This is a genomic window from Mesorhizobium onobrychidis (assembly GCF_024707545.1).
In the GTDB taxonomy this organism is placed as follows: Bacteria; Pseudomonadota; Alphaproteobacteria; order Rhizobiales; family Rhizobiaceae; genus Mesorhizobium; species Mesorhizobium onobrychidis.
Window position 1 is genome coordinate 3,147,127 of sequence record NZ_CP062229.1, and the last position, 15,745, is coordinate 3,162,871.

Annotated in this window: 13 protein-coding genes and 1 pseudogene; 6 read left to right on the forward strand and 8 right to left on the reverse strand. The window is 64.0% G+C overall.

Going from position 1 to position 15,745, the window contains the following annotated elements:
• The first annotated feature begins 25 nt into the window (after nucleotides 1-25).
• Together groL and IHQ72_RS15685 are read left to right on the forward strand one after the other, a co-directional pair.
• Nucleotides 26-1,654, forward strand: a complete 1,629-nt coding sequence (gene groL / locus IHQ72_RS15680; protein ID WP_258123245.1) for a chaperonin GroEL — start codon at nucleotides 26-28, stop codon at nucleotides 1,652-1,654.
• 158 nt (nucleotides 1,655-1,812) lie between these two features.
• Nucleotides 1,813-1,953, forward strand: a complete 141-nt coding sequence (locus IHQ72_RS15685) for a hypothetical protein (protein WP_258123246.1) — start codon at nucleotides 1,813-1,815, stop codon at nucleotides 1,951-1,953.
• Between the two features lie 168 nt (nucleotides 1,954-2,121).
• Here the strand turns inward: IHQ72_RS15685 and IHQ72_RS15690 are convergent.
• The 6 genes and pseudogenes from IHQ72_RS15690 to IHQ72_RS15715 all read right to left on the reverse strand — a co-directional run bounded on the left by IHQ72_RS15690 (nucleotide 2,122) and on the right by IHQ72_RS15715 (nucleotide 7,853).
• Nucleotides 2,122-2,495 (reverse strand): annotated as a pseudogene (locus IHQ72_RS15690) (endonuclease domain-containing protein).
• A 136-nt stretch (nucleotides 2,496-2,631) separates the two neighbouring features.
• Nucleotides 2,632-3,648, reverse strand: a complete 1,017-nt coding sequence (locus IHQ72_RS15695) for an ABC transporter permease (RefSeq protein ID WP_258123247.1) — start codon at nucleotides 3,646-3,648, stop codon at nucleotides 2,632-2,634.
• Complete coding sequence (locus IHQ72_RS15700; RefSeq protein ID WP_258123248.1) at nucleotides 3,645-5,219, reverse strand: sugar ABC transporter ATP-binding protein; 1,575 nt, start codon at nucleotides 5,217-5,219, stop codon at nucleotides 3,645-3,647. Before IHQ72_RS15700 ends, IHQ72_RS15695 begins: the two co-directional genes overlap by 4 nt.
• A gap of 218 nt (nucleotides 5,220-5,437) precedes the next feature.
• Nucleotides 5,438-6,388, reverse strand: a complete 951-nt coding sequence (locus IHQ72_RS15705; RefSeq protein ID WP_258123853.1) for a substrate-binding domain-containing protein — start codon at nucleotides 6,386-6,388, stop codon at nucleotides 5,438-5,440.
• A gap of 328 nt (nucleotides 6,389-6,716) precedes the next feature.
• Nucleotides 6,717-7,598: a DMT family transporter gene (locus tag IHQ72_RS15710; RefSeq protein WP_258123249.1), complete on the reverse strand. Its 882-nt coding sequence runs from the start codon at nucleotides 7,596-7,598 to the stop codon at nucleotides 6,717-6,719.
• 48 nt (nucleotides 7,599-7,646) lie between these two features.
• Entirely contained in the window at nucleotides 7,647-7,853 is a 207-nt protein-coding gene (locus IHQ72_RS15715) for a hypothetical protein (RefSeq protein ID WP_258123250.1), read from the reverse strand.
• On the opposite strand from IHQ72_RS15715, the gene IHQ72_RS15720 reads away from it, so the two are divergent.
• Nucleotides 7,837-8,058 (forward strand): hypothetical protein, encoded by a 222-nt coding sequence (locus tag IHQ72_RS15720; RefSeq protein ID WP_258123251.1) that lies wholly within the window; start codon nucleotides 7,837-7,839, stop codon nucleotides 8,056-8,058. The genes IHQ72_RS15715 and IHQ72_RS15720 overlap by 17 nt on opposite strands.
• Nucleotides 8,059-8,084: 26 nt before the next feature.
• Entirely contained in the window at nucleotides 8,085-9,524 is a 1,440-nt protein-coding gene (locus IHQ72_RS15725; RefSeq protein WP_258123252.1) for a LuxR C-terminal-related transcriptional regulator, read from the forward strand.
• A 7-nt stretch (nucleotides 9,525-9,531) separates the two neighbouring features.
• Here the strand turns inward: IHQ72_RS15725 and IHQ72_RS15730 are convergent, their stop codons facing one another.
• Nucleotides 9,532-10,539 carry an aldo/keto reductase gene (locus tag IHQ72_RS15730; protein WP_258123253.1) on the reverse strand — a complete coding sequence of 336 codons (1,008 nt, stop codon included), beginning with the start codon at nucleotides 10,537-10,539 and terminating at the stop codon, nucleotides 9,532-9,534.
• Between the two features lie 285 nt (nucleotides 10,540-10,824).
• The gene (locus tag IHQ72_RS15735; RefSeq protein WP_258123254.1) at nucleotides 10,825-12,369 is read right to left on the reverse strand and encodes a Fic family protein; all 1,545 of its coding nucleotides are present in this window, start codon (nucleotides 12,367-12,369) and stop codon (nucleotides 10,825-10,827) included.
• Nucleotides 12,370-12,628: 259 nt separating this feature from the next.
• Between IHQ72_RS15735 and IHQ72_RS15740 the strand changes: the two genes are divergently transcribed.
• Nucleotides 12,629-12,853: a hypothetical protein gene (locus tag IHQ72_RS15740; protein ID WP_029351283.1), complete on the forward strand. Its 225-nt coding sequence runs from the start codon at nucleotides 12,629-12,631 to the stop codon at nucleotides 12,851-12,853.
• Nucleotides 12,854-13,187: 334 nt separating this feature from the next.
• Nucleotides 13,188-15,674, forward strand: a complete 2,487-nt coding sequence (gene ligD / locus IHQ72_RS15745; RefSeq protein ID WP_258123255.1) for a DNA ligase D — start codon at nucleotides 13,188-13,190, stop codon at nucleotides 15,672-15,674.
• The last annotated feature ends 71 nt before the right edge of the window (nucleotides 15,675-15,745 follow it).

Sequence of the window (15,745 nt, forward strand, 5' to 3'; positions counted from 1 at the left end):
GCTGCCTATTTGAAGGAGTTATCCAATGGCTGCCAAGGATGTGAAATTCCATACCGAAGCCCGCGAGAAGATGTTGCGCGGCGTCAATATCCTCGCCGACGCAGTGAAGGTCACGCTCGGTCCCAAGGGCCGCAATGTCATCCTCGACAAGTCATTCGGCGCCCCGCGCATTACCAAGGACGGCGTTACCGTCGCCAAGGAAATCGAGCTTGAGGACAAGTTCGAGAACATGGGCGCGCAGATGGTGCGCGAGGTCGCATCGAGGACCAGCGACACCGCCGGCGACGGCACCACGACCGCGACGATTCTGGCCCAGTCGATCGTCCAGGAAGGCGCCAAGGCGGTTGCTGCCGGCATGAACCCGATGGACCTGAAGCGCGGCATCGACAAGGCGGTCGAAGCAATCATCGCCGAACTGAAGGCCAATGCCCGCAAGGTGACCAGGAATGACGAGATTGCCCAGGTTGGCGCCATCTCGGCCAATGGCGATGCCGAGATCGGCCGCTTCCTCGCCGAGGCGATGGAAAAGGTCGGCAATGAGGGCGTCATCACTGTCGAGGAAGCCAAGACCGCCGAGACCGAGTTGGAAGTGGTCGAAGGCATGCAGTTCGACCGCGGCTATCTCTCGCCATATTTCATCACCAACCAGGACAAGATGCGCGTCGAGCTCGAAGAACCCTATGTGCTGATCCACGAGAAGAAGCTCTCCAACCTGCAGGCCATGCTTCCCGTGCTCGAAGCCGCCGTGCAATCCGGCAAGCCGCTGCTGATCATCGCCGAGGACGTCGAAGGCGAGGCGCTGGCGACGCTGGTCGTCAACAAGCTGCGCGGTGGCCTGAAGGTTGCAGCCGTCAAGGCGCCGGGTTTTGGTGACCGCCGCAAGGCGATGCTGGAAGACATTGCCATCCTGACCGGCGGCACGGCAATCAGCGAGGATCTCGGCATCAAGCTCGAAAACGTCACGCTGGAGATGCTCGGCCGCGCCAAGAAGGTGCTGATCGAGAAGGAGAACACCACCATCGTCGACGGTGCCGGCCGCAAGGATGAAATCCAGGCGCGCATCAGCCAGATCAAGGCCCAGATCGAGGAAACCACCTCCGACTACGACCGCGAGAAGCTGCAGGAGCGGCTGGCTAAGCTCGCTGGCGGTGTCGCCGTCATCCGCGTCGGCGGCTTGACCGAGGTCGAGGTCAAGGAGCGCAAGGATCGCGTCGACGATGCCATGCACGCCACACGCGCGGCGGTCGAGGAAGGCATACTGCCCGGCGGCGGCGTGGCGCTGCTTAGGGCGGCGAAGGCGCTCGACAACGTCGCCGTCGACAATCCCGACCAGAAGACCGGTGTCGACATCGTGCGTCGCGCCATCGAAGCGCCGGTGCGCCAGATCGCCGAGAACGCCGGTGCGGAAGGTTCGATCATCGTCGGCAAGCTGCGCGAGACGACCGACTTCGGCTATGGCTGGAACGCCCAGACCAACGAGTTCGGCGACCTTTACGGACAGGGCGTCATCGATCCGGCCAAGGTCGTGCGTACCGCGCTGCAGGGCGCCGCCTCTGTTGCCGGCCTGTTGGTGACCACCGAGGCGATGGTGGCCGAGAAGCCGAAAAAGGAAGGGGCCGCTCCGGCCATGCCGGCCGGCGGCATGGATTACTGACGCCAGGCTTCTGAGGACAAACGACCGTGCCCGCCGACGCGAAGGCGGGCACGGTCGTGCCCGGTACCATATGCAGGTGTTGCCATGGACATGATGAACAGTTTGGGAAAGATCGCCGCGCCGACCCTTCCCAGGACAGATTTCGACTATGAAACGGAGTGCAAGACGGCACTGGCCCGCTTGTCGACGGATTGCTGGACGCGGTCGAGTCGGCCGGCTGGGATCGCCGCAAGGCGGCCTATACGTTGATGTTCCTGTCGGCTCAGCGATTGGGAGCCGGCAAGGAGGAGCGCAAATGATTGCGGCGCGGATGCGTGAGTGCCTGAGTGGGCGCCTTTCAGCCAACATTGGAGACTGGCGAAAGCCGAGGTGACATCCAATCTCCCCCCTTGAGGGGGAGATGTCCGGCAGGACAGAGGGGGGCGCTGTCCCGCCAGCTTTGCGCGATCCAGGTCCGCGACCAACGCTCAACCCATGTCCGCGCCTGCTAGGCCCGCTGCGATCACGATGTGCTGACAGACGTTGTCGAGGTCGCGAACGACATCGTCGTTCCAGAAGCGCAGGATGGTCCAGCCAATTGCTTCAAGCCTCGCGCTTCTGCGAGCATCCGATGCCGAGGGTTCGGCCTGAGCGTGCTAGAGCCGTCGAGTTCGACGATCAGCCTTTTGTCCGGACAGGCAAAATCGACAATGTAGCCGGCTATGGGCATCTGTCGCCGAAACGCCAATCCCATGAGACGGTGCGCCCTGATCTCATTCCAGAGCTTCAGCTCGGCATCCGTCATGGCCTTCATCTTGCGCGCATTGCCGCGGTTGTTCGGCGACACTGGGTAATGAGTCATCGCCTTATCTCGCTCTGTCCTGCGCTCGAACACCCCCCTCTGTCCTGCCGGACATCTCCCCCTCAAGGGGGGAGATTGGCAGCTTCGCCGACGGCGCTCTTTCGGAGTCCCGTCGAGCTAGATACGTACTGCCCCCTCACCGCCGCACCCGCGATTTCAGCCAGCGGTCGAAGGCCACGGCGAGGATGAGGATCAAGCCGATGACGATGCTTTGCGTATAGGAGGAGACGTTGTTGAACTGTAGCCCGTTCTGCAGCACGCCGATCAGTGCCGCACCCACCACCGTGCCGCCGACGGAGCCGATGCCGCCGAACAGCGAGGTGCCGCCGATGACGACCGCCGAGATCACCGTCAGCTCATAGCCGATGCCGGCGACGGCTTCCGAGGAATTGAGCCTCGCCGACAGCACGAAGGCGGCGAGGCCGGCGAAGAAGCCGACGATGACATAGACCGAGATCAGGATGCGGTCGACGCGCAGCCCCGACAGCCGCGCCGCCTCGGCATTGCCGCCGACGGCGTAGACGGCGCGGCCGTAGCGCGTGTAGCGCAAGACGATGTGGCAGAGGATCGCCGCCGCCGCGAAAATGATCGCCGGCACCGGGACCGGGCCGATCAGCCCGGTGCCGAACCAGCGCATCGAGGCGTCGAAGCCGGAGATCGGGCCGCCGTTGGAGATCGTCAGCGTCAGGCCGCGAAAGACGGTGAGGCCGCCAAGCGTGACGACGAAGGGCGGCACCTTCAGCCTGGTGATGGCAAAGCCCTGGACGCCGCCGGCAATGGCACCGACGACGACGGCGGCCAATAGGGCTGCGAACCAGCCAAAGCCTTGCGTGCCGGACGTCGACAGCGACAGCGTGTTGGCGGTGCCGCCCTTGGCGACCACCGCCGCGACCATGCCGCAAAAGGCCAGCAGCGAACCGACCGACAGGTCGATGCCGGCAGTGAGGATGACAAAGGTCATGCCGAGCGCGATCAGCCCGGTGATCGAGATCTGCCGCATGATGTTGAAGATGTTGATGGGGTCGATGAAGCTCGGCTTCAGGACGGTGAAGACGATGATCAGCAGCGCCAGGAACATCAGCGGGCCGAAGCTCATCAGCAGGCGCGCGACATTGATGCCGCCGCGCTGGGTCTGTTCGGTCGTGCTGGTCATTGCGTCGCTTCCTGCGTTTGATCGAGCGCCATCAGTTCCATCAGTTTTTCCTCGGTCGCCTCGATGCCGGGCATCTCGCCGGTGATGCGGCCGCGCCGCATCGTGACGATCCTGTCCGACACCGCAAGCACTTCGGGCAATTCCGACGAGATCATCATGATGGCGATGCCGCGCGCCGCGAGCTGCACCAGGATCTGGTGCACCTCGGCCTTGGCGCCGACATCGACGCCGCGTGTCGGCTCATCGACGATCAGCACCTTGGGGTCGCGCGCCAGCCAGCGGGCAAGGATGACCTTCTGCTGGTTGCCGCCGGACAGCCCCTCTATGGGCTGCTCGGGCGAGGCCATGCGGATCGACAGCGTCTTCCTGTAGCTTGCCAGCGCTTCGCGCTCGCGGCGCTCGGTCATGAAGCCGGCGGCGTTGGAGTAGCGGCCGAGCGCGGCGATGGAAAAGTTGGTGAGGATGCCGAGCGCGGCGAAGATCGCCTGGTGCTTGCGGTCTTCCGGCACCAGGCCGATGCCGAGCGCGATGGCGTCGGCGGGTGTTTCAGGCGCGATCGTCTTGCCGTCGAGCGTGATGGTGCCGGCGGCGATGCGGTCGGCGCCGAAGATGGCGCGGGCCAGTTCGGTGCGGCCTGAGCCGACGAGGCCGGCGACGCCGAGGATCTCGCCCGCCTTGAGGTCGAGATCGACGCCTTCGAGCACGATGGCGTGCGGCGCCTGCGGATCGCGCACCGTGCGCAGGCCGCGCACCGAAAGCCTGACGTCGCCGGCGACGTCGCGCAGCGTCGGCCTGGCATAAAGCTCGGACGCGGCGCGGCCGACCATCTTCTCGATGATTTTCGGCAGCTTGATCGGCCCGCCGTCGCGGTCGAGATGGCCGGCCAGCCTGCCGTCGCGCAGCACCGTCATGCGGTCGCAGATGGCAGAGGCCTCTTCCAGCCTGTGGGTGACGAACATGATGGCGACGCCATCCTTGCGCAGCCGGCCCATAATCGACATCAGCTTCTGCACTTCGGTTTCGGTCAGCGCCGAGGTCGGCTCGTCCATGATGATGAGGCGGCTCTTCAGCGACAGCGCGCGGGCGATCTCGACCAGCTGCTGTTCGGCGACAGACAGTGCCGACACCGGCGTAGTCGGGTCGAGGTCCAGACCAACGCGGGCGATGATCGCGCGCGAGTCTTCCTCCATCTTCCGCCAGCTGACCAGGCCGAGCGGCCCGAGCGGCGCGCGGCCGATGAAGATATTCTCCGCCACGGTCAGCGTCGGGATCAGGCTCAGTTCCTGGTAGATGGTGACGATGCCCAGGCGCTTGGCGTCCTGCGGGTTGTGCGGATTGAATTCGACGCCGTCGAAGACGATGCGGCCGCTGGAGGGCGGCATCACGCCGGACAGGATCTTGAGCAGCGTCGACTTGCCGGCGCCGTTCTCGCCGAGCAGGCCGAGGATTTCGCCGGGCCGAACCTCGAGCGAGACATCGCTCAGCGCGGTCACGCCGGCGAAGCGCTTGGTCACGCCCTCGACGGCGAGGAGGGCGGGGGATGGCGATGGCGCAGTGGCTTCGGCTGGCAAAGGATGCTCCTTCGATGCAGTTGTTCACGCCGCGCTTGAACACCCCCCTCTGTCCTGCCGGACATCTCCCCCTCAAGGGGGGAGATTGGATGTCATGGCCGCTTTCGCTAATCTTCGGCGTTGAAGAGAGGGCGGCGCGTTGAAACTGCCAATCTCCCCCCTTGAGGGGGAGATGGCCGGCAGGCCAGAGGGGGGTGCTGTCCCGCCGGCTTCGCAGTCTACTTCGTCTCGCCGAGCCGCTCGGCTTTGTCGAGATTGTCCTTGCCGATGACGATCGGCGTCAGCAGCACGAGTTTTTCCTTCGGCTCGGTCTTGTCCTTGGCATAGGCGACGGCGATCTGCACCGCAGTGCGCGACTGCTCTCCGGGGAACTGTTCGACGGTGCCGGCCAGCTTGCCGTCGCGCACGGCGACCAGCGCTTCGGGAAGCGCATCGAAGCCGTAGATCTTGACGTCGGTGAAGTTGCGCGCCGCGCAGGCTTCAACCGCGCCAAGCGCCATGTCGTCATTGGCGCAGATGATCGCGTCGGGCTTGCCGTTGGCGGCAAGGCCGGCCTCGGTGACGGACAGCGCCTCGGCGCGGGCGAAGTTGGCGGTCTGCTCGAAGACGATCTGGTATTTGTCCTTCAGCGGATCGAGCACGTTGTGCACGCCCTTGTTGCGGTCGATCGCCGGGCCGGCGCCGGGCTGGCCCTGCAGATGGAAGATCTTGGCGCCGTTCGGGAACGCCGCCACCATGGCCTGCGCCTCGGCCTCGCCGCCCTTGACATTGTCGGCGCCGACATGGGCGAGGATGCCTTCCACGCCGTCGACGCGGCGGTCGATTGTGACGACGGGAATGCCGGCCTGGACCGCCTGCTCGATGGCCGGCGCCAGCGCGTTGACGTCAAGCGGCGAGATGACGATGGCGTCGACCTTCTGCACGAGCGCCGCCTCGATGTCGGCGGTCTGCTTGGGCGCCGAGTTCTGGCCGTCGCTCTCGGTCAGGTTGACGCCTTGCGCCTGCGCCTCCGCCTTGATCTGGTTCAGCATGTGAACGAAGAACGGAAAGCCGAGGCTCGGCACCGAACCCAGAATGGTCAGCTTGTCCTGGGCGAAAGCCAGTTGCGGAGCGGCCAGCGCCATTGTGCCGATCGCCACGGACGACAGCAGGAATTCACGTCTGTTGATCAATTTAGTCTCCTCCACATGAGCGCATGACCCCGAAACCGGAATGGGTCTTTGGCAGGTTCATGCGTCGATCCAGAAATGGAGTGTCCTTTGAGCGCCCAAGGGGACGCAACGGCGCTCCAGCCGGTCCACCGCGACGTTCTCCTCCGCTCGGCGCCGGCGCGCGGATGCTAGCCAAGGCCGGAGGTTTGCGCAAGAACGCCCAACGCCGCCGGTGCGGCTCTCAGGCCTTTGATCTTGATGGCGGTGGGTCCGCGCGCTTCACGTCGCCAGCGCGCGGTTGATCACGCTGACGCGTATGGCGCAGAGGTTGCGCCCCGACAATCTCTCAGTTTGCCACCGCCGGCTTGCTGATTTTGTCGGTCGTCAGCGACAGCAAGGTGATTGATCCAAATACGACCGCAGCACCGACTGCTCCGACCGGCGACAGCCGCTCGCCCAAAAATATGGCAGCGCCAATCGCTCCGAACACGCTCTCCGCGCTGACGATCACCGCGGCATGGCTGGCGGATGTGAAGCGTTGAGCGACCGTCTGGATGCCGAAGGCGGCCCCGGTCGAGAAGATGCCGAGCACGGCGAGTTCCGGGCCTGCATCGCTGATGGCTGCCAGCGACAGATTACCCTGGAGGGCGCCGAGCGGCAGGGTGAGCACGGCGGCGCCGAGAAATTGCGCGGCAGCCGCCGCGACCGGCGCGCCGTGGGTCTGCATGTGGCGACCAAGCTCCACCATCCAAAGCGCGTAGCACGCGGCCGAAAGTATCGCAGCGACATCGCCCTGGCTGAAGCTGGTGGTCAAGCCTCCGGACAGCAGCAGGACACCGGCCACTGTCATGGCAGCCGCAAGCCCGCCAACAGCAGTCGGGCGCTCGCCAATCAGCAACCAGGCCGCGAGCGGTGTCATCACCGTTGCGGTGCTCACCAGGAAGCTCGCATTGGTAACCGAGGTGTCGAGATAGGAGACCTGCTGGATGATGATCGAAATTGAAAACAGAACGCTGACTTTGGCGAGGCTCATCCAGTAGCCGGGCCCGGATTTCCTTCCCCATTCGAGCATCGTCAGCGGCGCGACCATGAGCCCCGCGATCAGGCAGCGCATGCCCACGGCGCTGAGCGGATCGAGATGATCCAGCACAGTCTTCTGCGCAACATTACCGAAGCCCCAAAAGGCAGCAGCAAGCAGAAGCAGACAGTTAGCCTGCACCTTCGACATATCGATGTCTCGACAAAGCTTGCGCCGCAAAGGGCGGATCGCTGGTTGCTAGCGGGCGGCGAGCTTGTCCCACCGTTTGCAATAAAGGCGGACGCCGACGGGGACGATCTCATAGCCGGCGTCGTTCAACTGGAGCTTCATCTCCTCGAAATGCCGCTTTGAGCCGCTGACGATCGATTCAGGCGTGTAGTCCCAGCCGTTGTGGGCGGCGTTGGCCAGAACGTCGGCATAGACGCGCATGCTCGTGATTTTCACATCCGATTCCAGCACCTGCCTGCATCCTCTTGCGAACAACGGCGACTGGACGGCGGAAAGACTCAAGATCGTGCATGCCAGCATTATCGAAACAGGACGCATGAAAACCTCCCCTGATAGCAGCTTGTTGCCGCAAGCGAGCTTGCAATTTGTGCGCCTGCGGCGGGATCGGGCAGATGCAGTATTCGGCCTCCTGCATTTGTAGTATTCTGTCCTGGGACGGGTTCCACCATGACGGTCAACGACGCCTCGAAAGCGCAGACGCTCGATGCCTTGTCGGGTCGCGAGCGCGCGGTCGCGGAAAAATTCGCAACCGGAATGACCTATCGCGAAATCGGCAATGCACTTTTCATTGCCCCAACCACTGTTCGCACCCACCTTGCGGCCATCTACGAAAAACTTGGCGTGCGTACCAAGATCGGGCTCGCGGCGTATTTTGCCGGCGCTTCCGGCGCTCGGCCGGACGGGCTGTCACCCCTGCCGGACGCTCCGCCGGTGCTCGCCATATTTCCGATCGAATGCCTGAATTCCGAAGAGCGCTGGCGCCGCTTTGCCGACGGCCTGTCGTCGGACATCACCATCGACCTGGCGCGATACGCGGGCTTGCCTGTCATCGCCTTCCACACGATGAAATCACTGGGCAGCAAGCCGGCCGATTTCGCGGCGGACGGCAAGGCGCTCGGCGTCACCTATTTCGTATCGGGCCAGTTGCGTGCGGACGACCAGAGGATTCGCTTGACGATAGAGCTTGCTGATGCCCGTAGCGGCGTCAGCCTGTGGAGGGAGCGCTACGATCGCCGGGTCGAGGACATTTTCGCGCTGCAGGACAGCCTGACCGAAAGCATCATCAATGTGTTCGCCGGCAGTTACGGAACGCTGGCCACGGTCGGCCGCAATGCTGTTCGCCGCAAGCCGCCGGCCAGCTTGCGGGCCTATGATTTTTATCTGCTTGCCCTCGAACAGCACACTACGTTCAGCCGCGCCGGGAATGTCGAGGCGATCCGCCTATTTTCACGCGCGCTGGAGCTTGATCCTACCTTCGCCAACTGCTGGGCCGAACTCGCTTACGCCTATTCGATCGAGGCCTGCAACGGCTTTGGCGACGACGTGCTGACGTCGATCGAGAGCTGGCGGACGGCGGCCGAAAACGCTTTGCGCCTCGACCCGACGGACAGCTGCGCTCACGCATGCCTTGGCAATGTCAGGGCATGCCTTGGCGATCTCGAAGGAGCGGAGCGCGCGCACCGGCACGCTCTCGAATACGGCTCCAACCACGCCGGCATACTGCCGCTGCTGGCCGGCAGCAAGGCGCTTGTCGTCGGCGATCCGGCCGAGGCGATCCCGCTCATCGAGCGTGCCATGCGCCTCAATCCATTGGCCCCGCCCTGGTATTTCGGCATGCAAGGCCGCATCCTGTTCGTCGCCGGCAGACACGGGCAGGCCATTGCGGCGCTCCACAGGAGTTCGCCGGAGTCGCCGGACGTGCTGATGTTCCTGGCGCTTTCGCATGCGGCCATGGGCGAGGCCGGCGAGGCGGCGCGCCCCGCGGCCCGCTTGAGAGCCGAATTTCCAGGCTTTTCGGTCGAACGCTTCATCACAGGCTATCCGGTGACCAACCGGGACGCGTTGCTTGCCATCCGCCACGCTGCCGAACTGGCGAAGCTGCCGTAGATGCCACCTACCGGTCGATCGTCACCATGACGCGCTCGTTGTAGCGCTCACCCGCGACCTTGCCCGGCGCCAGCGCGTCGTCGAGCGCCTGCATTGCGACGGCGTCGAGCTTGATCGCGGCAGCGGCGACATTCTCCTCGAGGTACTTTCTGCGCTTGGTGCCGGGGATCGGCACGATGTCGAGCCCGAAATCGCTGCCCTTGTGCAGCAGCCAGGCCAGCGCGATCTGGCCCGGCTTGACGCCCTTGGCCGCCGCGATGTCGCGGACAATTCCGGCCGCCTGCACATTGGCGTCGTAGTTGGCGCCCTGGTAGCGCGGATCGCCGCGGCGGAAGTCGCCTTCCGGATAGTCTTCGGCGCGCTTGACGTCGCCGGTGAGAAAGCCGCGGCCAAGCGGCGCGAACGGCACCAGGCCAATGCCGAGTTCGCTGAGCAACGGGATGATTTCCGGTTCCAGATTGCGTTCCCACAGCGAATATTCGCTCTGCACCGCCGACACCGGATGCACGGCATGCGCCCGGCGGATGTTGGCGGCACCCGCCTCCGACAGGCCGAAGAAGCGCACCTTGCCTTCGGTGATTAGTTTGCTGACAGCACCCGCCACATCCTCGATCGGCACCGCCGGGTCAACGCGGTGCTGGTAGAGCAGGTCGATATGGTCGGTGGCGAGCCGGCTGAGCGAGCCGTCCACCGCCTCACGGATATGCTCGGGCCGGCTGTTGCGGTCAGTGCCGATCTGCTTGCCGTTTTCGATACGGAAGCCGAATTTGGTGGCGATCGTCACCTCGTGGCGCCGGCCCTTCAGGGCGTGGCCGAGCAGTGCCTCATTGGTGTGCGGGCCATAGACTTCCGCCGTATCGAGGAAGGTGCAGCCGAGCTCGATGGCGCGGTGTAGGGTGGCGATCGATTCAGCTTCGTCGGCCGGACCGTAGGACTGGCTCATGCCCATGCAGCCGAGGCCAATCACCGATACCTGCAGCCCCTGGCTGCCCAGCTTGCGTGTGCTCAAGGTCATGGATGAGATCTCCGGATAAGCGACAGGGTTCGTGGGCGTCAGGGCTATTGCGTCAGCATCATATAGAGCTCCCGCTCGGTTTCCACAGTCACTCGGCTCTGGGCCGGCCGCACGATCGCGTGAGCGTCGGAGGGAGGAGGATCGAATGGTGAATGGTGAATGGTGAGTGGTGAGTAGTGAGTAGTGAGTAGTGAGTAGTGATTTCGTCACGTCTTGTGTGCAATCTTCACCATTCACCACTTACCTCTCGCGAGTCGCCGGGTGCTGCGCGCCGGCGGCTGTCTCTCAAGCGTTGCCAAAGACCTGCCTGTAGATCGCCTCGATTCGTTCGGCCTCTTCATCGGTCAGCGCGGCGAAGTCCTTTTCCCGGGCACGATTCGACAGGCGGCCGCCATTTTGATGCAGGAAGTGGAAGAGGAGATTGATCAGCTGCTCCGGCATGTCGATGAAGGCGTCGACCTGCTGCCGGAACTGATCGTAGCGGCGCAGGAACTCGGTTTCGTTGGGAAGGTCCTGCTCGATCGTTCTCTGGACGCAGGCATAGAGAAATTCGGCGTGCGGTGTTGCGTCAAAGAACCGATAATAATCGCCGGTGTCGTTCAGGACACGGACGTTGAATTGCGGCGTCGGCTCCCATTCGACCAGTGGTAGCAGGCGCTGCGAATAGCTCTTGAGCACCCGCCGGTACTCGTCGATTTGTTCAAGTATCGCGGCGGAGACGGGAAATACGACGCCAGGTGGGTTGAAACCGCGCGCGGCAAGGACGTGGTGGATCAGGTAGCGATGGATGCGGCCGTTCCCGTCTTCGAACGGGTGGATATAGATAAAGCCGAAGGCGAGGATCGCGGCGGCGATCACCGCATCGATGCCTTGCGCCCGACCGCGGTCGAATGCAACCATTCCATCGACCAGCGATGCCAAGTCTTCGGGCCGGGCGCTGATGTGATCTGGCAGCGGCATGCGGTTGTCGCGATCATGCTCGCCGATGAAACCGCCCTCCTGCCGAAAGCCGAGCTTCACAAAACGGGCGTCGCCGAGAACAATCCTTTGCAGGCGCAGCAACTCATCGCGATCGAGCGGCTGACGGCCGGCCTCGCCAATAGCGCGGCCCCAGCGCTGAATGCGGTCTTGTGGCGGCCGCTCACCCTCGATTGCGTAGCTGGACCGCGAGTCCTTGAGCAGGAGGAACGCTGCGGTTCTTGCGAGAAGATCGCGCGACACGCCCGCAATGATGTCTTGCGCACGCCTGGGCAGGTCGAGGCCAATGAATTGATCGAGAACCTCGGTGCGAAACACCAGAGGACAGAAATCCGGCGTTCCAGGCAAATTGTCTTTCACGCGGTAGCGTGGAGCGGTCTTCTCCTGCGCTGCCCACTGCAGCCCGGGATCGACGACCGGGATGTAGCGTCCGGCGGTCGCGTCGGGGAGATCCAGTCGGGTACCCTTCAGCCACTCATAGAGGAACCAGATGCGGCGGGCGTAACTGCCGGTCGGACTTTTGCGCACGAGCGCTTCGATGGCGGCGGGACCTGTCTCCAGGAACAGCCGCTTGAGGACAGCAAGGTCGAGGCCCTCATATTTCAGAGCGAAAGTAAGGTGGCCTTCGAGTGTCGGTTGGGGGGCGTGGCGCGGCGTCATGATGCGCCAGCCGTCCTTCTCGGTGATACGGTGATGCTCGCCGGTCGCGGAAAGCATGCGGGGCAGCGGGACAGCGAGCTTGTAAGCGTCAATCAACGCGCTGTACCCGGCCGGGGTTGCCGTTTCAGGAAGGCGCATTTCCTGAAAAACGGTCACCGGCCCTGAAAATCGATGCTCACTCAGTTCGGTCATGAAATTTGGGTCTCGGATCTGAAAAGTTGAGCCGCAGATCACATTCTGTGAAAAATGATACTATCATATGAAAATTGATCCCATGAAGTAGATTTCGTGAAATATGAGAAAATTGCAATGATCTGATTACTGCCCGGCCGTCAATCACAGTAGATGATCCGTCTCGCCATCCGATCATGCGCGAAATTGACACGACACCCGGTCTCGGCCATCCTTAGACAGCCGCCTTTTCTGCGGCGGCGTGTGTATGAGCGAGTCCATGGCCAGTTCCGTCACCAGCCAGAATTCCAAGCGTGCCGCGGTGCGCAAGGCGCTCGACCGCCACAAGGTCTATATCACCGCACAGAGCTTTTCCGCCGGCGCCTACAAGGCGCGTGTCCTCGTCGATGGCGAGGCCTACTGGGTCGACGAATTCCGGCTGAGCCAGCTCCAGCAGGGTCTGTCGCCGGCCGAGCTCGAACTGACGCCGGCCACCGACGATTGAGCCCGTGACATCCATCCCTTCGTCATCCCAGGGCGGAGCAGGAGCGAAGCGACGTCGCGGAGACCCTGGGATCCATGCCGTGACATCGGAGCGCCGCTGCGATCGAATTTTGATGCTGGCGGGACAGCGCCCCCCTCTGTCCTGCCGGACATCTCCCCCACATGGGGGGAGATCGGATGTCGCGACGCTTTCGCCAATCCCCGACGTTGCAAAGAGGGTGCCCACAGTGACACTGCCAATCTCCCCCCTCGTGGGGGAGATGTCCGGCAGGACAGAGGGGGGCGCGAAGGAATGAGACGCCGGTTCCTGACTGCCGCGCGCTTCGGTCTTTGACATGCCAGCTCCCTCCAAACTCAGGGCCTATCGCGCCAAGCGCGAATTCAGCAAGACGCCGGAACCCGCCGGCGGGCTGGTTGCCGGAGAAGGCAACCGCTTCGTCGTGCACAAACACCATGCCACTGCCGACCACTACGACCTTCGCCTGCAGGTCGGCGATGTGCTGAAGAGCTGGGCGGTGCCTCGCGGCCCGTCGCTCAACCCCGCCGACAAGCGGCTGGCGGTCGAGACCGAGGACCACCCGCTCGAATATATCGACTTCGAAGGCGTCATTCCCGAGGGCGAATATGGCGGCGGGCCGATGATCGTCTGGGACACCGGCGTCTGGGCGCCGATGGACGACGTCGAAAAGAGTTTGCGCACCGGCTCCTTCAAGTTCCGTCTCGCCGGCGAGAAGCTGAATGGCGGCTGGATGCTGGCGCGGCTGAAGGGCAAGCCCGGGGAGGATGAGGGCAAGAAGAACTGGCTGCTGTTCAAGGAGCGCGACCTCGCCGCCGATCCAGGGCTCGACATACTTGCCGAGCGGCCGGAAAGCGTCAAATCGGGACGGCGCATCGAGGAACTGGTCGAAGCGCCGAAGCCAGTCCCCAAACCTGCGAAAGCGGTCGTGCTGAAGCCTGGCGCTTTGCCGGGTGCGATCAAGGCGCCGCCGCCTTCCCGCATCGAGCCGCAACTGGCGACGACCGTGGCAAAGCCGCCGGGCGGCGGCGGCCCCGCGGACCGTACGGGCGAAATCTGGCTGCACGAAATCAAGTTCGACGGCTATCGCACCATGGCGCATGTGGCTGAGGGCGAGGTGCGGCTGATCACACGCGCCGGCCTCGACTGGACCAGGCGCTATGGCGACCTGCCGCATGCCTTCGCCAGGTTGCCATGCCGTGAGGCTGTCATCGACGGCGAGATCGTCGTGCTCGACGCCAAGGGCATCAGCCGCTTTGCCCTTTTGCAGGATGCGCTGGCCGAAGGCGCCGGCAACAAGCTCCACTTCTATGCCTTCGATCTCTTGCATCTCGACGGCTGGGACCTGAGAAAAGCGCCGCTCGGCCGGCGCAAGGCGCTGCTGTCGCAATTGCTGTCCGGGCTGGGCGCCAACTCCGCCATCCAGTTCAGCGACCACGTCGAAGGCGATGGCCAGGCGCTCTACGACCAGGCCTCCGAGATGGGCCTGGAAGGCGTCGTCTCCAAGCGCGCCACGGCAATCTACCAGAGCGGCCGCACCAAGACCTGGACCAAGATCAAGGCGCTGAACACCGGCGACTTCGTCATCGCCGGCTACACCACCTCCGCTGCAGCCGAGGGATTGGCCGCGCTCGGGCTCGGTGAATTCGAGGATGGCGAACTGCACTATCGCGGCAAGGTCGGCACCGGCTTCGATGCCGCCACCGCCACCGACTTGCTGGCCCGGCTGGAGCCCTTGCGCGCCGGCGCGTCTGCACCCGAAGGGGTTCCGCGCGAGATCATGCGCGAGATGAACTGGGTGCGGCCGCTGCTCTCGGCCCATATCCACTATGCCAACCGGACAACCGATAATGCGCTGCGCCATGCGGTGTTCCGCGGACTGCGCGACGTCGGCCTGTCGACGCCGGTGTCGGCCAAGCGCAAGCGGCTGATCGCCGAGGCCGACCTCGCCACGATCTGGGTGACCAATCCGACGCGACGGCTGTTCGGCAAGACCGGCCCGACCAAGCTCGATATCGCCGTCTACTACGCGCTGGTCGGCGACTTCATGCTGCCCCACATCCTCGGCCGCCCGGTGTCGCTGGTGCGCTGCCCGACCGGCAAACCGCAGGACTGCTTCTTCCAGCGCCATGCCTTCACCGGCATGCCTTCATCGGTGGCGACCTTCGAGGCGACCAACTCCGAGGGCGAGACCAAATCCTATCTGTCGGTCGAGGACGCCAAGGGCTATCTGGCGCTGGCGCAGTTCGGCGTCGTCGAGTTCCACACCTGGGGCACCCATCGCACGCGGCTCGACAAGCCCGACCTGATCGTCTTCGACCTCGACCCGGGCGAGGGGGTTAGCTGGCGCGAGGTGGTCGAGGCGGCGGTGCATATCCGCGCCGAGCTGGAGGCGATGGGGCTTGTGCCGTTCGCCAAAACCTCGGGCGGCAAGGGTATCCACATATCAGTGCCGGTGACGCAAAAACAGAACTGGAAGAAACTGCACCAGGCGACCAGCGCCATCTCCTCGGCGTTGGCCGCCACGGCGCCCGACACCTTCACCACCACCATGGGCAAGGACAACCGCAAGCGGCGCATCTTCATCGATTATCACCGCAATGCGCGCGGCCACACCTCGGCGGCACCTTACTCGCTGCGCGCCCGTACAAACCTGCCGGCCTCGACACCAGTGAGCTGGTCCGATCTGGAATCCATCGACGCTCCGGAAGATTTGAATTATTCTTCGCTGCCGGGCCTTCTGGCCACCTCCGGCGATCCCTGGGCCGACATGGAAGATTTCGCTAGGGATTTGCCGGTATTGTAAGGGCGATGTAGGTTTTGCGCAGCGCCGTTCGTCCTTTGGACGAAGCGCTGCGAACGGTTCGACAGTGCACG

Coding starts and splice junctions, on each gene's coding strand:
- IHQ72_RS15720 (WP_258123251.1), top strand. CDS start 7,837: ATGCTCGTGATTTTCACATCCGATTCCAGCACCTGCCTGCATCCTCTT.
- ligD (WP_258123255.1), top strand. CDS start 13,188: ATGCCAGCTCCCTCCAAACTCAGGGCCTATCGCGCCAAGCGCGAATTC.
- IHQ72_RS15710 (WP_258123249.1), bottom strand. CDS start 7,598: ATGTCGAAGGTGCAGGCTAACTGTCTGCTTCTGCTTGCTGCTGCCTTT.
- groL (WP_258123245.1), top strand. CDS start 26: ATGGCTGCCAAGGATGTGAAATTCCATACCGAAGCCCGCGAGAAGATG.
- IHQ72_RS15735 (WP_258123254.1), bottom strand. CDS start 12,369: ATGACCGAACTGAGTGAGCATCGATTTTCAGGGCCGGTGACCGTTTTT.
- IHQ72_RS15730 (WP_258123253.1), bottom strand. CDS start 10,539: ATGACCTTGAGCACACGCAAGCTGGGCAGCCAGGGGCTGCAGGTATCG.
- IHQ72_RS15740 (WP_029351283.1), top strand. CDS start 12,629: ATGGCCAGTTCCGTCACCAGCCAGAATTCCAAGCGTGCCGCGGTGCGC.
- IHQ72_RS15725 (WP_258123252.1), top strand. CDS start 8,085: ATGACGGTCAACGACGCCTCGAAAGCGCAGACGCTCGATGCCTTGTCG.
- IHQ72_RS15695 (WP_258123247.1), bottom strand. CDS start 3,648: ATGACCAGCACGACCGAACAGACCCAGCGCGGCGGCATCAATGTCGCG.